Genomic DNA, 17876 nt, shown 5'->3' with positions numbered 1-17876 from the left:
ATATGGAAACGCCGCGCGAATACAAGGTGCAGAAGTTCGAGACGAACGTAACAGCACCTGTCTGAGCGGACGCTGAACGAGCCTCCCGGAATGAGCGCGCTTGGCTGGATGTCCTGATCCCGCCTATGCGCGCGGCTTAAGCCGCTTCGGCCTGCTTCGACAGCAATTGCTTCAGCTTCGCCGCCGGCACCGCCGGGCTGAACAGCCAGCCCTGCATCTGGCTGCATCCGAGCTGCCGCAGCACCTCGCGCTGCGCTTCGGTCTCGACGCCTTCGGCCGTCGTCGCCATGTGGCGGGCGGCGGCCATGTGCACCACGGCCTGGACGATCGGCGAGGAATCCTCGGGCTCGCCGATGTCGCTGATGAAGCTGCGGTCGATCTTGATCTTGTCGAAGGGGAAGCGGTGCAGATAGCTCAGCGACGAATAGCCGGTGCCGAAATCGTCGAGCGCGATGCGCACGCCGAGCTCGCGCAGCTGCTGCAGGATGGTCAGCGCCTCCGCGTCGTCGCGGATCAGCACGGTTTCGGTGATCTCGAGCTCGAGCCGTCCCGGCGCGAGGCCTGACTCGGCCAGCGCGGCTGCGACCTTCAGCGCCAGCGTCTTGGATCGGAACTGCACCGGCGAGACGTTGACCGCGATGTGGATGTCGCCGGGCCAGGAAGCGGCCTCGGTGCAGGCCTGCTTCAGCACCCATTCGCCGATCTCGCCGATCAGGCCGGTGTCTTCGGCGACCGGAATGAAGTCCGCGGGCGAGACCATGCCGCGCTCCGGATGGCGCCACCTGAGCAGCGCTTCGCAGCCGTTGACGACATTGGCGGAAAGATCGACCAGCGGCTGGTAGTGCACCTCGAACTCGCCGCGGGCGAGCGCCTGCCGCAGATCGAGCTCGAGCTGGCGGCGCAGCCTGGCCTTGGCGTCGTATTCGGGCACAAAGATGCGGAAGGTGCCGCGGCCCTCGGTTTTCGCCGCATACATCGCGAGATCGGCGCGCTTGAGCAGGTCGTCGAGATTGTCGCCGTGGTCGGGCGCGATCGCAATGCCGATGCTGGCATCGGTCGTGATGTCCTGGCCCTTGCAATCCACCGGCAGGCGCAGCGACGTCAGGATCTGTTCGGCCAGCGTCGCCAGCTCGGCCTGGTCGCAGGTCCCGGCCTTGACGATGGCGAACTCGTCGCCGCCGAGCCGCGCCACGAGATCATTGCCGCTGACGCAGGCGCGCAGCCGATTGGCGACCTGGCGCAGCAATTCGTCGCCGACCTCGTGGCCGAGCGAGTCGTTGACGCCCTTGAACTCGTCGACGTCGATATAGAGGATCGCAAAGGGCTTGCCCTGGCTGAGCTCCGCCACGCGCCGTTCCAGATGACCGCGCATCAGGACGCGGTTGGGCAGGTCGGTCAGCGCGTCGTAATGCGCCATGTGCGCGATACGCTCGTCGGCGCGGATGCGCTCGGTGACGTCCTCATGAGTGGCGAGCCAGCCACCGTCCGCGCCGGGCTGGTTCTTGATCTCGATCAGGCGGCCGTCGGAGGTCTCGACGACGTTGCTCTGGATGCGCCCGACGCTGTTCAGGATGTCGTCGCAATAGGAATCGACGTCGCCGTCGAACGAGCCGGTGTCGGCGCGATGCTGGATCACGTCGCGGAAATAGGCGCCGGGCTTCACCACCGCGGTCGAGAGCTTGTACATGTCGATGTAGCGGCGGTTGCAGACGATGAGCCGCTCGTCCTGGTCGAACATCAGCAGGCCCTGCGTCATCGTGTTCATCGCGGTGTCGAGCCGCTGCTTCTCCAGCGAGACGCGGTGCGTCACCTGCCGGAAGATCAGGAACAGCGTGAGCACGAGCAGGCCGATCGACAGCACGGCCACAGTGACGAAGAACTTGGTTTGGGTGCGCCAGGTGGCAAGCGTTGCGTCCAGCGATTTGGTGGCGACCACGACCAGCGGCTCGCCGGTCAGCATGCGCGAGGCGACGATCCGGTCCTTGCCGTCGATCGGGCTGGCAAGCTGCGTCGTGACGAAGCTGCGCTCGAACACGGCCATCTGCTCGGGCGAGCCGGTGCGGTAGTTCTGCCCGATCATGGCGTCGGCATGCGGAACGCGCGCCAGCAACTGGCCGTTCTGGTGGTGCATCGAGATCGAGGATTCCTCACCGAGTCCGGTCGAGGCAAAGAAGGATTCGAGCTGCTCCGGTGTAATGGCCCGCGATACCAGCCCGAGGAATTCGCCATGCGGGCCCGACACACGCCGCGCGAACACGATCGCCGGACCCTTGCCGAACCGGCCCGGCACGACCTCGATCTCTTCCTGCGAAGCCGGATTGTTCTTGAGCCGGTTGAAATAGCCGCGATCGGACACCGAGATATCGGCGACGGGCCAGCGCTTCGACGAATTGATCAGCACACCGTTGGAATCGAACACGTTGGCGCCGGCAACATCGGACCAGCCGCTGGCCTTGGCGCGCAGCACCTCGTGCATGGCGAGCGTTGCCATCTCGCTCCGGAATACGTCGGGGGAATCGATGCCATGGCCTTCGAGTTCCGCGATGATGCTCTTCTGGAGTACCGCGAAATCCTCGAACTCGCGGTCGAAATGGCGGGCGAGCAGACGGACGGAGCCTTCCAGGCTGTCGCGACCGCTCTCGATCGCATTCTGGCGGAAACGGTCGACGGTGAGCCCGGTGCCGATCGCCATCGCCGCCATCAGCACGAAGCCGCCGACGATCAGCCACGTCAGCGGCGCGCCCCGCCATTGGCGAAGCAACGCGCGCAATCGCGCGGTCCATCGAATTGATGCGCCCATCCCGTCCTCCCGTGGGATGCAAGATGCAGCAAAACCGACAAGACCCCGTTACCAGTCAGGGTTAGGGAAATGTGAATCGGAACGGAATCAGGGGGTTGGCGCGAGGCCGGGAAGGCACAAGACGTGATGCGATTCCGGGGCCTGTTTCACTGCCGCTTCACTTCCCATTTGAGCGCTTCCGCATTCTCCTTGGCGAACATCGCCGGCACGTCGAATTTTCCGGTCTGGAGGTCATAGCGGCATTGCCAGCCGCCCAGACCCTTCATGGCGGTGTTCTTCGGATGCTTGTCGTATTCGCCTCCGAGCGAGATCACGAGGTAGCGGTTGTCGGGCCAGTCGACGCCAAGCCAGCGATAGCCCTCTTCCGTGCCCTTCACGAGATTGGCCGTGATGTGGAAGTCGAGCTTGGCGAAGTGCTTCGTCTCCGGCCGGTTGTAGAAATAGGCCCAGGCGAGATCGCTGAGCGATTTCTTCGTCGCATTGACGAAGGCGCCGTTCTCGAGATGGTAGAGAAACAGATCATGCTCGCCCGAGCCGGTCTTCTGCATCCGCACCAGCCATTGCGAATCGTTGGTGAAGCGGAAGCCGGCACCATAACCCTGCTCAGGCTTCAGTTCCGTCATCTGGTCGCCGCGCCGCGCCCAGACCTGCCATTTGACGCCGAAAAGATCGTCACTGTCCTTCATGTATTGCTCGAGCCTGGTGGCGCCGTCGGGCGAGGTGAAGGCGAGGTCGGCATTGTCGGTGAGGACGAACCCCGGCGGCGGGCCGGACGCAGCGATTGCGGGGGCGGTGGCAAGCGTCAGGACAAGCGCCAGCCATGGCGCAGCGCGGCAAAATGCGGTCACGGTAAAAACCCTTAAAAAAATTGCCGCAGTGCGGCCTCGCTCATTTGACGCGGAGGGGGGCGTGCGGGTTCATCCCTTTGAACATCTTGCTGCCGTAGCCAAAACGGCGCAATTTGCCGGGGTTGATTTGCGACGTAAGGTTTGAGGACTGATGATTACCGCATCCAAGGCCTTCATTGCGTTCTGTCTGCTCGCGGTGGCCGGCACTGTGCTGGTGATCGGCCCGACCGAGCTGCGCCACCTGCTGCCGGGCGGGGCGAGCACCGAGGTCGCCGTCGCCAAGCCTGAGGCCAAGGTCGAACCCAAAGTCGAAACCAAGACAGAGCCGAAGGCTGAAGAACCGAAGCTCGCTGCAGTTGCACCATCCACGCCGTCCGCTTCGCCGGCGCCGGCCGACACGCCGAAGGCAGGGGCGCTCTCCGGGACCCAGAAGCAGGCCGCGGCGCTGGACGATATCGCGCCGGCCAGGCCACAGCCGGCCGCGACCGATGCCGGTCCCCGTTTCGACGTCGCCCGCGTCGACGATCATGGCGAGGCCGCCGTGATCGCCGGCCAGGCCGCGCCGGGCGCGAAGGTCGAGCTGCTGCGCGACGGCCAGCCGCTCGACAGTGTGGTGGCCGATGCGTCGGGCCAGTTCGTGATGACCCCGCCAAAGCTTCCCGCCGGCAGCTATGAACTGACGCTGCGGGCCAAGGCGCCTGATGGCACCGTGCTGCAATCCAGCCGCACCATGCCGGTGACGATCGCCGCAGCCGCGCCGCCGCCTGCGCGCGTCACCGCGGCTGCGAAGCAGGAGGTCAAATCCGCTGAAAAGCCCGACGACAAGTCGGACGTCGTCGCGTCCCTGCCGGCGCCGCGTCTGGCCTCGACGTCCGCGGCTCGGCCGAGACTGATGGGCACGCCCAAGCCCAGGGCCATGGAGTCCAGGACCATGGCGCGGATGCCGGCGGCGGGTGCGACGGTCGCTTCGGCCTCGCCCGCGGAGGTCTTCAACACGACGCCTGCCGAGGCCGGCGGCAGCCGGGTGATCTCCCGCGGCGACAGCCTCTGGGCATTGAGCCGTCTCGCTTACGGCGACGGCAACCGCTACGCGGTGATCTTCAACGCCAACCGCGAAAAGATCCACAATCCCAATCTGATCTATCCCGGCCAGACCGTCGTGCTGCCGCAAAGGGCGCAGTGAGGCTTGCTCCGCCTCTCCCGCTTGCGGGAGAGGCCGACGCGCCCCGGGCGATGCGAAGCATCGTCCCGCGCGCGGCGAGTGAGGGCTCTCGCCACCCAGGGGCGTTCTCCGCAATCCCGACGCGGAGACACCCCCACCCCAGCCCTCCCCCGCAAGCGGGAGAGGGAGCCCAGTGCCGATGCCGCTGCATCGTGCACGCCAGATGCGATTGCCTGCCGCAAGCGGGGCGAGGTAAGTGCGCCGCTTTGACCGTCTCGCCGCGGAACATTTGGTTCCCCAGCGCGTCTTCTCCCTCAGGCGCGATGTGCGCTCGGCGCTGGAGGAGGGCCAGGAAGTGGTCGGCTCAGTGGTCGGCTCAGTGGTCATGTCGAGATCCCGCATGGGACCGGCGCTGATGGGCGCGGTCTTCGTGTTTCTGACAGTGCTGTTGCCGACTCAAGCGGAAGCGCAGTTCGGATTGCGCGGCGGGCCGCTCGGTGTTGCGCGCTTCGCCGTCGGTCACATCATCGGCCTGTCCCGTCTGCGCCATGCCCGCATGGCGGTGCGCGGCAGCAATTATCGCTCCGCTGCGTTGAGATCGCAGGACCCTCGTGGTGCCGAGCATGGCCAGCCCGCCAATCCCTACGTTTTGCGCGCGGCGCTCACGGCGCAGGCGGCACTGTCCGGCTGGCACGGCGGCCGCCGTCCGCAGGGCTGGTGGCGTCATCCCGACGGCAGCTATGGCTGGATCGGTCCCGTGTTCTGGCCGTTCGCACATGACGATCTCACCACGGCAATCATCCTCGGCGATACGACCAGCCTCTCGCTCTATGGTTATGGCGATATCTATGCGGCGATCTTCGCGCCCTATGCGGCGCCGGAGCTCGCCGCCTACACCGCGCCGCAAGGCCGCCGTGCGCGACGAGTCCCGTCGGCGGAGGCGGTTTGTGATGGCAGCGACACCGGCGGCTTGCCCGTCGACCGCATCGCCGCCGCGGTGCAGCCGAACGAGATGCAGCGCACCGCGCTCGACGAACTCGCGAGTGCCTGGACGTCGGCGCGCGAGACCATCCGCGCCTCGTGCCCGGCGCAGGCGCCAACGACGGCGGCGGAGCGCCTTGGCGTGATACAGGCTCGCCTCGATGCAATGATCAAGGCGACCGACGCGCTCGCGGAGCCGCTCGCAAAATTCGTCGACCTTCTCGATGACAGCCAGAAAGCAAAGCTCGATTCGCTGGCCAAGGAGCGCCAGGCGGCGCTTGCATCGGCCCAGCACAAGGACGCGCAGGCAGCCTCGGCCTGCGATCCGAACTACGATCCCCGCTATGACCCGCAGGCGCAGCGTCAATACGAGCAGCTCGTGCAGCAGCAATGGCCCGCTGACGAGATCGCATCCACGCTCAAGCTCGACGACACCGGCCGCGCCCGGCTCGACGTGCTCCAGGACACCACGCTGCGCACCATGGAGACGCTCAGTCCCTGCCCGACAAAGGCAGCCGCCACGCCGCAAGCCCGTCTCGCCGCCGTGAAGGCGCGGCTGCAGACCATGCAGCAGGCGGTCAAGGGCGTCGGCGATGCGCTCGATGATTTCGAGGCGGATCTAAGCGACGAGCAGAAGGCAGGGTTCGAGGCGATCGGGCCGAAGCGGGGGATGTGAGTGGCAATCAGAGTCGCTAAGCGTTCCCGCTGCTATCAAGTGGACTTCTTTTTCTTGGATCGCTTGCTTTGGGTCATGACTGGACTTGGTTCTTCCAGAAATAAGATCGTTTGCGCTTTGCCGCTCCCTTCTCGGCTTGCCACAACGCCCCTTATTGGGGCAAGCTTGTAGTCCATATCTCTGCGCTGACGAGCGATCATTCGACGCCGCATAAAGCATTTAAATGCCTATCTCAAAAGAGCGCCTGACCGAGTTGGAAGATTCCCCGGAGCACGCAATCGATACCTCCGATATACCGGAGGCAACCGAGGCGTTTTTTCGTGCCGCCCAACTACGACGGCCGAAGGCGCTAAACGGTATGCCCTTGCCCGATGTGCGTGATCGCGAGCAAAAAGAAGCATCGGTTCAGGTCAAATCGTAATCACAGCAACATTCGACGATGAAGTTGCATCTCCACTCGGAAAAGCGCGACGAGAGAACAGCATGATTGCTCGGTCGAACAAGCTGAAGCGATCTCGGCACGAGGAGCAGGTCAGTGGTAGTCGTCTTGAAAGTTTTCAAATGGAATGACGATTTGGCAGTCGAGCTACCTCAAGAGCTGATCAACCAGCTTGCTCTCAAGGAGGGGGACGAACTCGAAATTGTCGCCGCAACCGAGGCTCCGGGTGCTCGCGCCGAAGTTCTGATAAATAAAGAGCAGGATGAGCTCCGGCCCAATACCCGATGATGCCATCATGCCGGTGTTTTGCCCGACGTGTCAAACGGCGCTGATCGCCCTTGGCCTTGTCACTCGCGTAACCCATTGATCCAAAAGCCCCGTCTACTGTGCATGGGGTTGTTTTCGACTTTTGTGTTGGAGGTCACCCTCTCCGTCGCGCTGCGGACGCATCCACGACGCCCTCCTCGTCCTCGCGCCAGGACAAGATCTCCATCGCCAGCACGGGATGATTGAACCCCTTGAGCTGGAGATCGTCGAGCGCGCGCGCTTCGACGAAAGGTTCGACGATGCCGTAGACGCGGCGGCTCACCACGATCTGGTTCGGCAAGGCTTCGCCGCAGAGGCGGGAGGCGAGGTTGGTGACGCTGCCGATCGCGGCATATTCCAGCCGCTGCTCGAAGCCGACCTGGCCGAGCGTTGCATAGCCGAGCGCAATACCGATGCCGAAGCCGAGGCTGTGCCCCCGGTTGCGCCAGCGCTCGGTCAGCGGGCCGATGGTGTCGCGCATCTCCACCGCCATCTTCACGGCGCGCTCGGTGTGGTCCTCGAACTGGATCGGCGCGTTGAACAGGATCATCACGCCGTCGCCGGCATATTTGTCCAGCGTGCCCTCATATTTGAAGATCAGCTTGCCGAGTGCTGCGTGATATTCGCGCAGCACGTTCATCGCCTCTTCCGGCTCGGTCGCTTCGGTGAAGGCCGTGAAGCCGCGCAGGTCGCAGAACACCACGGTCACCTCGCGGCGCTGGCTGGTGAGCAGCCCCTCGGGGCTGTCGGAGGAGGCGATCAGCTGCGCCACCTGCGGCGCCAGGAAACGCTCGAGCTTGCGGATGCGCTCGATCTCGCCGAGCTGGGTCTCGACGCGTTCCTCCAGCGACTTGTTCCAGTTCTTCAGCTGCTCGGTCTGCTCGCGCAGCTTGTCGGCCTGGGCGCGCACGGTCTCGTTCGCCGTCTCCAGCGCGTGGCTCTTGTGGTCGACCTCGGTGAACAGGCGCGCATTGCGCATCGCCAGCACCGCCTGGTTGGCGAAGGTGCGCATCAGCCCGGTGAGGCTGCCCTCGAACGCGCCGCTTAAGCGGCGCAGCACCACCAGCGAGCCGAGGGTGCCCTGCTGGTCAACCAGCGGCACCACCAGCACCGCGTGGAAGCCGGCATTGACCGCGACGTCGCGCAGCGGCTGCTCGGCGGCGTGATCGAGATCGGCAATCGCGATCGGCTCGCCGCGAGCGGCGGCATCGCTCAGGATGTTCTCGCCTTCGTCGATCGTGACATGGGCACCTTCGACAGATTTGTCGATGCCGTCGGCTTCGACCAGGTTGAAGCGATGTTGCTCGGCATCATAGCCGTAGATCAGCACCGCATCGGCGTGGCTGATCTCCAGCGCACGGGCGGCGATCGTCGGCAGCACGGCGTTGAGGTCGAGCGAGGAGGCGACCGCGCGGCCGACCTCTTCCAGCACCTTCAGCTCGTTGATCGACTGCGCGAGGTCGCGGGTGCGTTCTTCGACTTTTGTTTCGAGGTCCGTATAGGTCTCCTGGAGCTGGCCGGCCATGCGGTTGAACTGGCCGGCGAGCTCTTCCAGCTCGTCGGAGGTGTGTACGTCGATGCGGTGGCTGAAATCGCCCTCGCCGAGCTTGTGCGCGCCGTCGCGCAGCGCCGTGATCGGGATGATCATGCGGCGCGCGAGCAGCGTGCCGGCGAGGATCGCGACCAGCAGGCCCATGCCGATCAGCAGCGCGATGCGCACGAGCTGGTCGCGGATCGGCATCAGGGCCTGCGTGGTCGGCTGCTCGAACAACACGCTCCAGCCGAGTTTCGGCACCGTGCTCGCCGCGGTCAGTACCGAATGGCCGTTGAAGTCGGTGCCTGATGTATCGGGCTCACGGCCGGGCGCGATCGCAGTCGCGACCTGCGGCAGCTTAGACAGATCCTTGCCGACATCGGGCCCCTTCGACGATGACGCCAGCACGCGGCCGTGTGCATCGACCACATAGGCGAAGGCGGCCTTGCCGACCTGCGCGTCAGACAGGAAGTCGGAGAGGAAGCTGAGATCGATCTCGGCCACGGTGACGCCGGCGTTGAAGCCGGAATGCGCCACCGAGATCGACATGTACGGGGTGCGGTCGGAGAAATAGGCCGGCGCGTAGCTGACGCCGCGGGCGACCGCGTCGGTGAAGCGGATGTCGCGGGCGAGGTCGGCATTGCTGCCGGTCGTGGTCGACTGGCGCGAGACGCGCAGCACCTCGCGGCCGTCGCCGTTGAGCTGGAACAGCTGGGAGACAACCGAGACCTGCTGCAAGAGCTGGGCGTAGTCGGCGCGACGCTTCTCGAGCGTGTCCCGGCTGGCCGTCGTCACCCAGCTGATCTGCCGCTCGAGCTCGGAGACGGATTGCTCGATGCGCCGGGCCGCAGCCTGCGCCTTGTCCTCGAGCCCGTCGGTCAGCGAGGTCTTGGTGGCGCGATAGGAGATCCAGGTTTCCATCGCGCCGTTGACGGTGAGCACGAACACGACGAGGCCGACGAGGGAGACGACATATTTGGCGAACAGGCCCTCGCGCAGAAACCAGGTCTTGTCTTTCGCTCCCGCCATCCGGATCCTCTCGCGCCACGACCGACGCCGGCGCTATGGGCCGTACAGGCCCCGTGGCCCTTCTACCACAATTTGGGCCTTTGGACGGGCAAGGGGACAGTCAAGGGGCGAGTGTGGTTACCCGCCGGGGAACGCCGAAACGGCTGGCGGGGCGGTGAATTGTCGCGGTGGGCCGCCCGTCTCCCCCGTTCGGATGAAGAACTGTGTGATGAGGCGGTGTAAGGCTGCGCGCGGAGTTCGCCGCCTTGGTCCGCCAATCACCGATTAAACAGCTGCCGCATCACGTCGTTCATCGGCTGGCTGTCCTGCTGCGCCTCGGGCGGGTCCTGGGTCGGCGGGGCGGGCGAAGCCTGAGGCGCCGGTGTGGTCGACGCACCGGGCAGACTGCGGCTTCGGCCGGTGCCGTTGTTTCCCGCGCCGCTCGAGAGCCCCTGCTGAATCAGATTGCCGATCGCCTCGCCCAGCTGGCCGCCGAGCGGATTGTTCTGCCCTTGTCCCTGCCCTGGCTGCTGCGTCTGCGGATTGGCATTGCCGGCCGCGTTGCCGCCACCGGGTGCAGCGCCGCCGCCGAGGCTGTTCAGGATATTGCCGAGCCCGGCGCCATCGGGGCCGAACAGGCCCTTGCCCATCTCACGCAGCTTGGCATAGGCGGCATCCGGATTGTCGAGCACGCCGGCCATATCAGGATAGATCCGCGGTTGCGACCATGCGCCGGTGATCATCACGGGAATGCCGAAGCCGACCGGGTCGGAGGTGCGGCCCTGGCCTTCGGTCGTCATCACCAGCTTTGGCTCGACGCGAAAACCCATCATCTTGGTGTCGAGCGCTATGGTGCCGGCGCCGGTGACGCGCACCAGCGGCCCGATCAGATTGAGATCGGTCGTCACCGCCTGGCCCTTGTCGATGCGGAAGGAGGCGGAGAGCTGCGACAGGTCGGTGCTCTGCTCCTGGCTGTTGTTCTGGTTGTCCTGCCAGCCCGACAGCGTGCCCGACGTCAGCGAGCGGATCATCTGCGCGACATTGATGCCGCGGATGGCGCCGTCCTGGAAATTGACGAAGGCCGTGCCCTGCATGTTCGCCATCAGCGCGCGCTGGCTGGTGCCGGCGCTGCGCAGCGCGAGCTTGGCTTGCAGCTTGCCGTCGATCCGGTCGAATTCGGCAAGGCCCTGCAGCAGCGGCAATGCGCGCACGCCGACGAGGTCGGAATGCATCGCAAAACTCGGCGCGCCGCTGGTCGCATCCAAAATTACCTCGCCCGAGACCTGGCCACCATAGGCGCCGAGATTTGCGGCGCCCGCCTTCAAGATGCCGCCGGCGAGTTTCGCATCGAGCGCCAGCGGCGCAAGGCGGGCGTCGCCGATGACGGCTTCGTTCGCGGAGATCCTGATTTGCGCGTCGACATAATTGAGCCCGGACACGTCGATCGGTGCATCGCTCCAGGGCTGTCCGGCCGCACCGTCAGGCGATTTCGCCAGCGGGATTGCGAGCCGCTGAAAGTCGAGATCGACTTTCACCAGCGGCTTGCTTGCGATGTCGACCGAGGCCCAGCCGTTGAAGGCGCCATCGCCGAGCGTTCCGTTGACGCCGTTGACCATCACGACCGAGCCGTTGAGCCGCATTTCGGCATGGCCGGCGAGCTGAGACTTCAGCACATCGGGCATGTCGATGGCGAAATCGATCGGGACGGTCTGCCGCTCGATCGGCGCCGGTGTGGTCGCCTTGATGTCGAACTTGGTCGGGTGCTCGCCAACGCGCGCGGTGCCGGCGATGTTAACCTTGCGGTCGCGGCCCATGACGGTGTCGGCATTGATCGCGCTGATGCGGCCGTCGATGCGATCGCGCACGCGCGAGAATGCGACTTCGCCGTTGGTGATCCTGACGCGGTCGATGCTCGCGCCGTCCATGTCGAGCACGAGCGGCTTCGGCGATGCATCGGCGTTGGGCAGGCGCTCACGCAGCAGCGGTTGGTACAGCACCGGATGGGTGACGACGATCTCGCTGATGTCAGGGCGGCCCGACCACACGCTTGCGAGCGACATGTCGACCTGCACGCTGTCGATCGTCACGCGCGTGATGCCGCTGCGGTCCTTGGGATCCTGGAGCGTGAGATCGTTGAGCGTGACGTTCAGCGTCGGCCACAGGCTGATCTTGGTGGTGCCGTCGATCGACAGGCGATAGCCGCTCGCTTGCTCGACGCGCGAGGCGATCGTCGCGGTCAGGAAGCCCGAGGGGATCCCGATCACCAGCAGGAGTGCGATCACGATGATGATTGCGGCCACCGCCGCGCCGGCGAATTTCACTGCTCTCATGTCGACTTTCCAACGACGGACGGGCGGCATCGAATCCGGCAGATTACCCGTCCTTTGCGCCTGAGTTTATCCCGGGACGGGAAGCCGCTCCAAGCGGCTAAAAATAGTTGGGAGATGCTGCAAAGTTATGTGACTTATGACACACTTCTCCGGCGCGGTTTTACGCGATTCTGACGTTGATGCTTCCAAGCGATTTGCCAAAGAAACTGGCCAAGGAATTCACAAGGACGTTGAAATGAGCAAGCAGGCCGAATTTGCGGTCATTCTGAAAATGAATGCCATGTTCGCCGATCTCGGTGCGGACGAACTCCAGCGGCTGTCCAACCTCTGCCACACCCAGCATCTTGGGAACGGCGAAGTGCTGTTCCAGAAGGGCGACGCGGGTGATGCGCTGTTCGGCGTGCGCCGCGGCCAGGTGCGCATCGAGACCGGCGCCTCCGACGGTAGCCGGCTGACGCTCAATTTCATGGGGCCGGGCGATCTGTTCGGCGAGGTTGCGGTGCTCGACGGCCAGAGCCGCACCGCGGACGCGACCGCCGGCGAAGTGAGCGAACTGTTCGTGCTGCGGCGCGAAGACTTCCTCGCCTTCCTCGAGCGCGAGCCCAAGGTCGGGATCAAGATCATCGCGCTATTGTGCCAGCGCATCCGCTGGCAGAGCGAGCGCATGGAGGAATCCATGTTGCAGCCGCTGCCGGTGCGGCTCGCGCGGCGGCTCTGCGCACTCGCGGCCGACTTCGGTTCCGAGGTGCACATCTCGCAGGAGCAGCTCGGCGTCTTCGTCGGCGCCGCCCGCGAGAGCGTCAACCGCCAGCTTCAGGCCTGGCGGAAAGAGGCGATCCTCGATCTCCAGCGTGGCCGCATCCTGCTGCGGAACATGACCAAGCTGACGGCGATCGCGCGGAACGAGTAGGATCAAGCGATCGGGAGCCTGCGTCGACGGACGCGATCTCGATCGATGGTGATGATGCTGCCCTCGATCTCGTCCTCGGTCAGGACGGATAGAACCTCTGCAAGTCGGGTTCGGACGCCCGCCTCTGTCCAGTCGCCGCCCCGAAACAGAATGAGACTTGGGCTGTCGCTTCCTGCGGTTGCAATGAGGCGAGGATAGTCGAGGTCTGCCGTGACGACCGTGCGCGCCTCCAACCTGGCGCGCTCGATGATTTCAACATCGCTCGCGGCATGAAGCCCAATCACAGAGGCATGGACCGCATCATGCCCGATCCCGGTCAGCCAGTGCGACAGCGCTGGCGAAAGGGGCATGTCGATTAGGAATTTCACTTTGCTGAAATGGCGGAGTGGAGCTCGACGGCCTCATCCTCGGCAAGGAAGGCCGCGTAGCGCAATGCTTCGTCAATGTCTTCGCGTTCGAGATATGGGTAGTCATTCAAAACGGATTCACGTGTCTCGCCCGACGCCAGCAGTCCGAGCAGTCGTGCGACCGGAAATCGTAGCCCGCGAATGCAGGGTTTGCCGGTGCAAACCGCGGGGTCGATTGTGATACGCGTGAAGGTCATCAAATTAACATAGCACCTACGGGCGCCCTTCGCCAGTGTGCCCCTGAGGCTGCTAGCGCGAATCCTACTCCGCCGCCGGATGCACGATATTCTTCCGCATCGGCGCCGTCTCCTTAGGGGCGGCGCCGTGATGCCCGCCGGTCTCGGCATCCTCGCTGTGCACGATCAGCCGACTACCGAAGCGCCAGATCAGCGCGCCGAAATCGTCCATCACCATGAACATCGCGGGCACGAACACCAGCGACAGGATGGTCGAGAAGATCAGGCCGCCGATCACCGCGAGCGCCATCGGCGAGCGGAATTCGCCGCCGGCGCCGACCGCGAGCGCGCTCGGCATCATGCCCGCGGCCATCGCGATGGTGGTCATCACGATTGGGCGGGCGCGTTTCATGCCGGCGTCGATCATCGCCTCATCGCGCGGCTTGCCGGCGCGAATTGCCTCGATCGCGAATTCCACCAGCATGATCGCATTCTTGGTGACGATACCCATCAGCATCAGGATGCCGATCCACACTGGCGTGGTGAGCTGCTTGCCGGTGACGAGCAGGGCCGCGATCGCGCCGCCGATCGAGAGCGGCAGCGAGAACAGGATGGTGATCGGCTGCAGGAAGGTTCCGAACAGCAGCACCAGCACCGCATAGACCATCATCATGCCGGCCGTGATCGCGGTGGCAAAGCCGTCGGACAGCTCGTTGAGGCTTTCCGCGTCGCCGGAGGGGGAGACCTTCACGCCCTTCGGCAGGCTCTTCATGACCGGGAGATCGTAGATCTTCCTGGTGGCATCGCCGAGCGCCGCGGAGCCGACGAGGTCGGCAGCGACGGTTGCCTGCCGCTCGCGATCGTAGCGGTTGATGCTGGTCGGTCCCTGGTCGAGCTTGACGTCGGCGATGACCGAGAGCGGTACGCCGCCTTTCTCGCCGTGCTCGCCAAGCGGCACGCGCAGCTGCTCGAGTGTCTTGAGATTGCCGCGCGCGGCATCCTCGAGCTGCACGCGGATCGGCACCAGGCGATCGCCGACGTCGAACTTGGCGAGCGCCGGACCGACGTCGCCGATGGTCGCGACACGGATGGTCTGCGAGAGGCTCTCGGTCGAGACGCCGAGCCGGGCGGCGAGGTCGGCGCGCGGCTCGATCCGCAGTTCGGGACGCTCCAGCGAGGTTTCCGAGATCACGTTGGAGATGGTCGGAATCCGCTTCATCTGCGTCGCGAGTTCGCTGGCGACGTTGTTGACGATGTTGGCATCGACACCGGTCACCACCAGCGAGATCGCACGCAGCCCGTTCTCGTCCAGGAACCAGAAGCGGATATCGGGAACGTTCTCCAGCTCCTGGCTGATCGAGAATTCGAGCTCGCGCTGGGTGATGTTGCGGTCGTTCTTGGGCGTGTAATTGATGATGAGGGCGGCGCGCCGGACTTCCTGGGTCCCCGGCGGAACGCGCCCGCCGTCGACGAAGATGCTCTTCACCTCGGGCCGCTTGCGCAGGCGTGCGACGATATCCTCGGTGACCTTTTCGGTGTAGGCGAGCTGCGTGCCCGGCGGCAGTTCGAGCGCCAGCAGCGAGCGGGCGCTGTCCTGCGCCGGCAAGAAGCCCTGCGGCAGCAGCGTGATGCTCCAGATCGAGGCAGCGAAAATGCCGATGCCGATCAGCACGGTGATGAAATAGTGCTTCACCGACCACGATACGATTCTGTGGTAGCTCCGCAGGATGCGGCCCGGCGGCGGCTCTTCGTGATTGCCGTGCTTGAGGAAGTAGGCGGCCAGCATCGGCGTCACGAAGCGTGCCGCAAGCAGCGAGAAGAACACCTGCACCGAGACCGTGATGCCGAACTGCTTGAAGAACTGTCCGGCGATGCCCGACATGAAGCTCGCGGGCGCGAAGATCGCGATGATCGTCAGCGAAATGGCGATGACGGCGAGGCCAATTTCATCGGCGGCTTCGAGTGCGGCGCGATAGGGCGATTTGCCCATGTTCATGTGCCGTACGATGTTCTCGATCTCGACGATGGCATCGTCGACCAGAATACCTGTCGACAGCGTAATGGCGAGGAAGCTGACGAGGTTGAGCGAGAAGCCGAGAATGTCCATCGCCCAGAAGGCTGGGAAGATGGACAGCGGCAGCGAGACCGCGGCAATGACGGTGGCGCGCAGGTCGCGCAGGAACAACAGCACGATGACGACGGCGAGGATGGCGCCCTCGAACAGCGTCGAGATCGCCGCTTCGTAATTGCCGTTGGTGTATTCGACGGAGGTGTCGATCAGCTTGAGGTCGACATCGGGATAGGCGGCCTTGAGCGCGTCGATGCGCTTCTGCACGGCTTCGGCGACCTTCACGTCGCTGGCGCCCTTGGAGCGCTTGATGCCGAGCGCGACCACCGGCTCGCCGTTGAAGCGGGCGAAGGTGCGGCGGTCGGCGATGGTGTCGGTCACGGTGCCGAGATCGTCAAGACGGACCTCGCCGCCGCCGAACAGGGGAACCATGGTGCCGGCGAGGTCGCTGAGCGTCTTGGCTCCGGCCAATGTCCGGATCGCCTGGTCGTTCTTGCCGATCTCGGCGCGGCCGCCGGCGACGTCGACATTGGTGCCGCGCAGGCTCTGGCTGACATTGACGGCGGTCAGCCCCATCGCCTGCAGGCGGTCGGGATCGAGCGAGACCAGGATCTCGCGCTCGACACCGCCGATGCGCTCGACCTGGGCGACGCCGCGCACGCCTTGCAGCGCGCGCTTGACCACGTCGTCGACGAAATAAGAGAGCTGCTCCGGCGTCTTGCCGGGCGAGATCGCGGCGTAGGTGACGATCGGCAGGCCGATCACGTCGACGCGCTGGATCAGCGGCTCCGTGACGTTCTGCGGCAGGTTCGAACGCACGCGCGTTACCGCGTCCTTGACGTCGTTGAGCGCGCGGTCGGTGTTGGTCTCCAGCGCGAACTGGATGGTGGTGACCGACACGCCGTCGGTGATCGAGGAGGTGATGTGCCGCACGCCCTCGACGCCGGAGACGGCGTCTTCAACCGTCTTGGTGACCTGGGATTCGAGCTCTGCGGGCGCGGCGCCGAACTGCGCCACCGCGACCGAGATCACGGGAATGTCGGCAGAGGGGAGTCGCGTGATCGCGAGCTTGTTGAAGGAGGTCCAGCCGAGGATCAAAAGGATGATCGAGAAGACCACTGACGGCAGCGGATTGCGGATCGACCATGCCGAGATATTGAGAGCCATTAGCGTACCCGCGTGCGATCGAGTTCATCGGCGAACATGGTCTTGATCTGGTCGCCGTCATGGAGCGAAGAGCCGGCGTCGGCCACGACGATCTCGCCGACGTCGACCCCTTCAAGGATTTCCGTTTGGCTGTCGGATGTCAGCCCGACGCGCACCCGACGTGTCTCGATGGTGTTGCCCTTGACCACCTGCACGGTGAGATGGTCAATCGCGGTCTTCGGAACCGCGACGCCGCAGCTTCGCTTGGCGTCGATCGAGGCGCGGGCGAACACGCCGACCTTCAGCGAAGGATTGTTGGTGACACTGATGCGGACGCGGCCAAGCTGCGTGGCGCGGTCGATCTCGGGTGCAACCAGCCGGACCCTGCCGATCAGATCGGCGGCATCATCCCGGCTGATCCGCACCGTCGCGCCGGGGCTTAGCTTCGGCATGTGCACGGCCGGGACCTGCGCATCCAGCTCGATCTCGTTGTTCACGGCAATGCGGAACATCGGTCCCGCCTGCGGCGATGCCGGCGCGCCGACGATGGTGCGCACTTCCGTGATGAGACCCGGCGCGGGTGCCTTCAGCGAGATCGGCCCCTGCGGGCCTGGCCTTTGCGGCTGGCCGGGAATCTGCGGCGGCGCCGTCAGGCGCGCCAGCTCCTGGTTGTCGGTGACGACAGCGCCTTCGGTGACGAAGAGGTCGGTAACCTTCGATCCTTCCTGGTCGGCCATGACCACGGCCTCGCGCCGCGGTACGAAGAAGCCGGTGACTCGCACCAGATCGGAGAAGCAGGCATTGGTCGACTTCGTCACGATGACGAGCGCCTCGCCCGGCGTCTCCTTCGTCTCGGGGCGATGCCGATGCTCGAACCAATAATAGCCGACGCCGAGCGCTAGGATGAACGCCACGGTTCCCGCAGGCTTGAGATATTCGGAGATGTTCATCGCCGGATCATCCTGGCCTGGCTCGGGGTTGCTGGGAACGTTTCCCTGAAACGAAGCGGCGTCCCGCAGGGCTGCGGGACGCGCGCTGGCAGCAAGACTTTACACCACATCACGACCAGTCACTTCAACGGATTA

General features: G+C 64.9%; 13 protein-coding genes. 5 read left to right on the top strand and 8 right to left on the bottom strand.

Annotation, left to right across the window (positions count from 1 at the left end; translation table 11 throughout):
* Positions 1 to 136 precede the first annotated feature (136 nt).
* Both YUA_RS0126750 and YUA_RS0126745 read right to left on the bottom strand, forming a co-directional pair.
* Positions 137 to 2800 (bottom strand): EAL domain-containing protein, encoded by a 2664-nt coding sequence (locus YUA_RS0126750; protein WP_027533480.1) that lies wholly within the window; start codon positions 2798 to 2800, stop codon positions 137 to 139.
* A gap of 146 nt (positions 2801 to 2946) precedes the next feature.
* A complete protein-coding gene (locus tag YUA_RS0126745) occupies positions 2947 to 3648 on the bottom strand; it encodes a hypothetical protein (protein ID WP_027533479.1) in 702 nt (233 codons plus the stop codon).
* Positions 3649 to 3799: 151 nt separating this feature from the next.
* On the opposite strand from YUA_RS0126745, the gene YUA_RS0126740 reads away from it, so the two are divergent.
* The 4 genes from YUA_RS0126740 to YUA_RS50250 all read left to right on the top strand — a co-directional run bounded on the left by YUA_RS0126740 (position 3800) and on the right by YUA_RS50250 (position 7194).
* Entirely contained in the window at positions 3800 to 4831 is a 1032-nt protein-coding gene (locus YUA_RS0126740) for a LysM peptidoglycan-binding domain-containing protein (RefSeq protein ID WP_027533478.1), read from the top strand.
* A gap of 364 nt (positions 4832 to 5195) precedes the next feature.
* Positions 5196 to 6467: a Spy/CpxP family protein refolding chaperone gene (locus YUA_RS0126735; RefSeq protein ID WP_027533477.1), complete on the top strand. Its 1272-nt coding sequence runs from the start codon at positions 5196 to 5198 to the stop codon at positions 6465 to 6467.
* Positions 6468 to 6690: 223 nt separating this feature from the next.
* Entirely contained in the window at positions 6691 to 6888 is a 198-nt protein-coding gene (locus YUA_RS45040; protein WP_035971927.1) for a hypothetical protein, read from the top strand.
* Between the two features lie 114 nt (positions 6889 to 7002).
* Positions 7003 to 7194: an AbrB/MazE/SpoVT family DNA-binding domain-containing protein gene (locus YUA_RS50250; protein WP_156947236.1), complete on the top strand. Its 192-nt coding sequence runs from the start codon at positions 7003 to 7005 to the stop codon at positions 7192 to 7194.
* A 133-nt stretch (positions 7195 to 7327) separates the two neighbouring features.
* Here YUA_RS50250 and YUA_RS0126720 read toward each other — a convergent pair whose 3' ends face one another.
* Both YUA_RS0126720 and YUA_RS0126715 read right to left on the bottom strand, forming a co-directional pair.
* Positions 7328 to 9775 (bottom strand): adenylate/guanylate cyclase domain-containing protein, encoded by a 2448-nt coding sequence (locus tag YUA_RS0126720; RefSeq protein WP_027533476.1) that lies wholly within the window; start codon positions 9773 to 9775, stop codon positions 7328 to 7330.
* A gap of 257 nt (positions 9776 to 10032) precedes the next feature.
* On the bottom strand, positions 10033 to 12084 hold the full coding sequence (locus YUA_RS0126715; protein WP_027533475.1) for an AsmA family protein: 2052 nt from the start codon (positions 12082 to 12084) through the stop codon (positions 10033 to 10035).
* Positions 12085 to 12319: 235 nt separating this feature from the next.
* On the opposite strand from YUA_RS0126715, the gene YUA_RS0126710 reads away from it, so the two are divergent.
* Positions 12320 to 12994: a Crp/Fnr family transcriptional regulator gene (locus YUA_RS0126710; protein WP_027533474.1), complete on the top strand. Its 675-nt coding sequence runs from the start codon at positions 12320 to 12322 to the stop codon at positions 12992 to 12994.
* A gap of 2 nt (positions 12995 to 12996) precedes the next feature.
* Here the strand turns inward: YUA_RS0126710 and YUA_RS0126705 are convergent, their stop codons facing one another.
* The 4 genes from YUA_RS0126705 to YUA_RS0126690 all read right to left on the bottom strand — a co-directional run bounded on the left by YUA_RS0126705 (position 12997) and on the right by YUA_RS0126690 (position 17741).
* Positions 12997 to 13362 (bottom strand): DUF5615 family PIN-like protein, encoded by a 366-nt coding sequence (locus YUA_RS0126705; RefSeq protein ID WP_027533473.1) that lies wholly within the window; start codon positions 13360 to 13362, stop codon positions 12997 to 12999.
* Positions 13359 to 13598 (bottom strand): DUF433 domain-containing protein, encoded by a 240-nt coding sequence (locus tag YUA_RS0126700; protein WP_027533472.1) that lies wholly within the window; start codon positions 13596 to 13598, stop codon positions 13359 to 13361. Before YUA_RS0126700 ends, YUA_RS0126705 begins: the two co-directional genes overlap by 4 nt.
* Positions 13599 to 13662: 64 nt before the next feature.
* The gene (locus tag YUA_RS0126695; RefSeq protein WP_027533471.1) at positions 13663 to 16812 is read right to left on the bottom strand and encodes an efflux RND transporter permease subunit; all 3150 of its coding nucleotides are present in this window, start codon (positions 16810 to 16812) and stop codon (positions 13663 to 13665) included.
* The gene (locus YUA_RS0126690) at positions 16812 to 17741 is read right to left on the bottom strand and encodes an efflux RND transporter periplasmic adaptor subunit (RefSeq protein ID WP_027533470.1); all 930 of its coding nucleotides are present in this window, start codon (positions 17739 to 17741) and stop codon (positions 16812 to 16814) included. The genes YUA_RS0126695 and YUA_RS0126690 overlap by 1 nt, the downstream gene beginning before the upstream one ends.
* Between the last annotated feature and the right edge of the window lie 135 nt (positions 17742 to 17876).

The sequence above is a fragment of the Bradyrhizobium sp. WSM3983 genome, assembly GCF_000473045.1.
Taxonomy (GTDB): domain Bacteria; phylum Pseudomonadota; class Alphaproteobacteria; order Rhizobiales; family Xanthobacteraceae; genus Bradyrhizobium.
Note: the sequence above shows the minus strand (reverse complement) of the source record. Positions and strands in the feature narration are given on the sequence as shown.

What these genes read in the sequence shown, in the direction of transcription:
- YUA_RS0126750 (WP_027533480.1), bottom strand. Translation starts at nt 2,800, where the DNA reads ATGGGCGCATCAATTCGATGGACCGCGCGATTGCGCGCGTTGCTTCGC.
- YUA_RS0126740 (WP_027533478.1), top strand. Translation starts at nt 3,800, where the DNA reads ATGATTACCGCATCCAAGGCCTTCATTGCGTTCTGTCTGCTCGCGGTG.
- YUA_RS0126735 (WP_027533477.1), top strand. Translation starts at nt 5,196, where the DNA reads ATGTCGAGATCCCGCATGGGACCGGCGCTGATGGGCGCGGTCTTCGTG.
- YUA_RS45040 (WP_035971927.1), top strand. Translation starts at nt 6,691, where the DNA reads ATGCCTATCTCAAAAGAGCGCCTGACCGAGTTGGAAGATTCCCCGGAG.
- YUA_RS0126720 (WP_027533476.1), bottom strand. Translation starts at nt 9,775, where the DNA reads ATGGCGGGAGCGAAAGACAAGACCTGGTTTCTGCGCGAGGGCCTGTTC.
- YUA_RS0126715 (WP_027533475.1), bottom strand. Translation starts at nt 12,084, where the DNA reads ATGAGAGCAGTGAAATTCGCCGGCGCGGCGGTGGCCGCAATCATCATC.
- YUA_RS0126710 (WP_027533474.1), top strand. Translation starts at nt 12,320, where the DNA reads ATGAGCAAGCAGGCCGAATTTGCGGTCATTCTGAAAATGAATGCCATG.
- YUA_RS0126700 (WP_027533472.1), bottom strand. Translation starts at nt 13,598, where the DNA reads ATGACCTTCACGCGTATCACAATCGACCCCGCGGTTTGCACCGGCAAA.
- YUA_RS0126695 (WP_027533471.1), bottom strand. Translation starts at nt 16,812, where the DNA reads ATGGCTCTCAATATCTCGGCATGGTCGATCCGCAATCCGCTGCCGTCA.
- YUA_RS0126690 (WP_027533470.1), bottom strand. Translation starts at nt 17,741, where the DNA reads ATGAACATCTCCGAATATCTCAAGCCTGCGGGAACCGTGGCGTTCATC.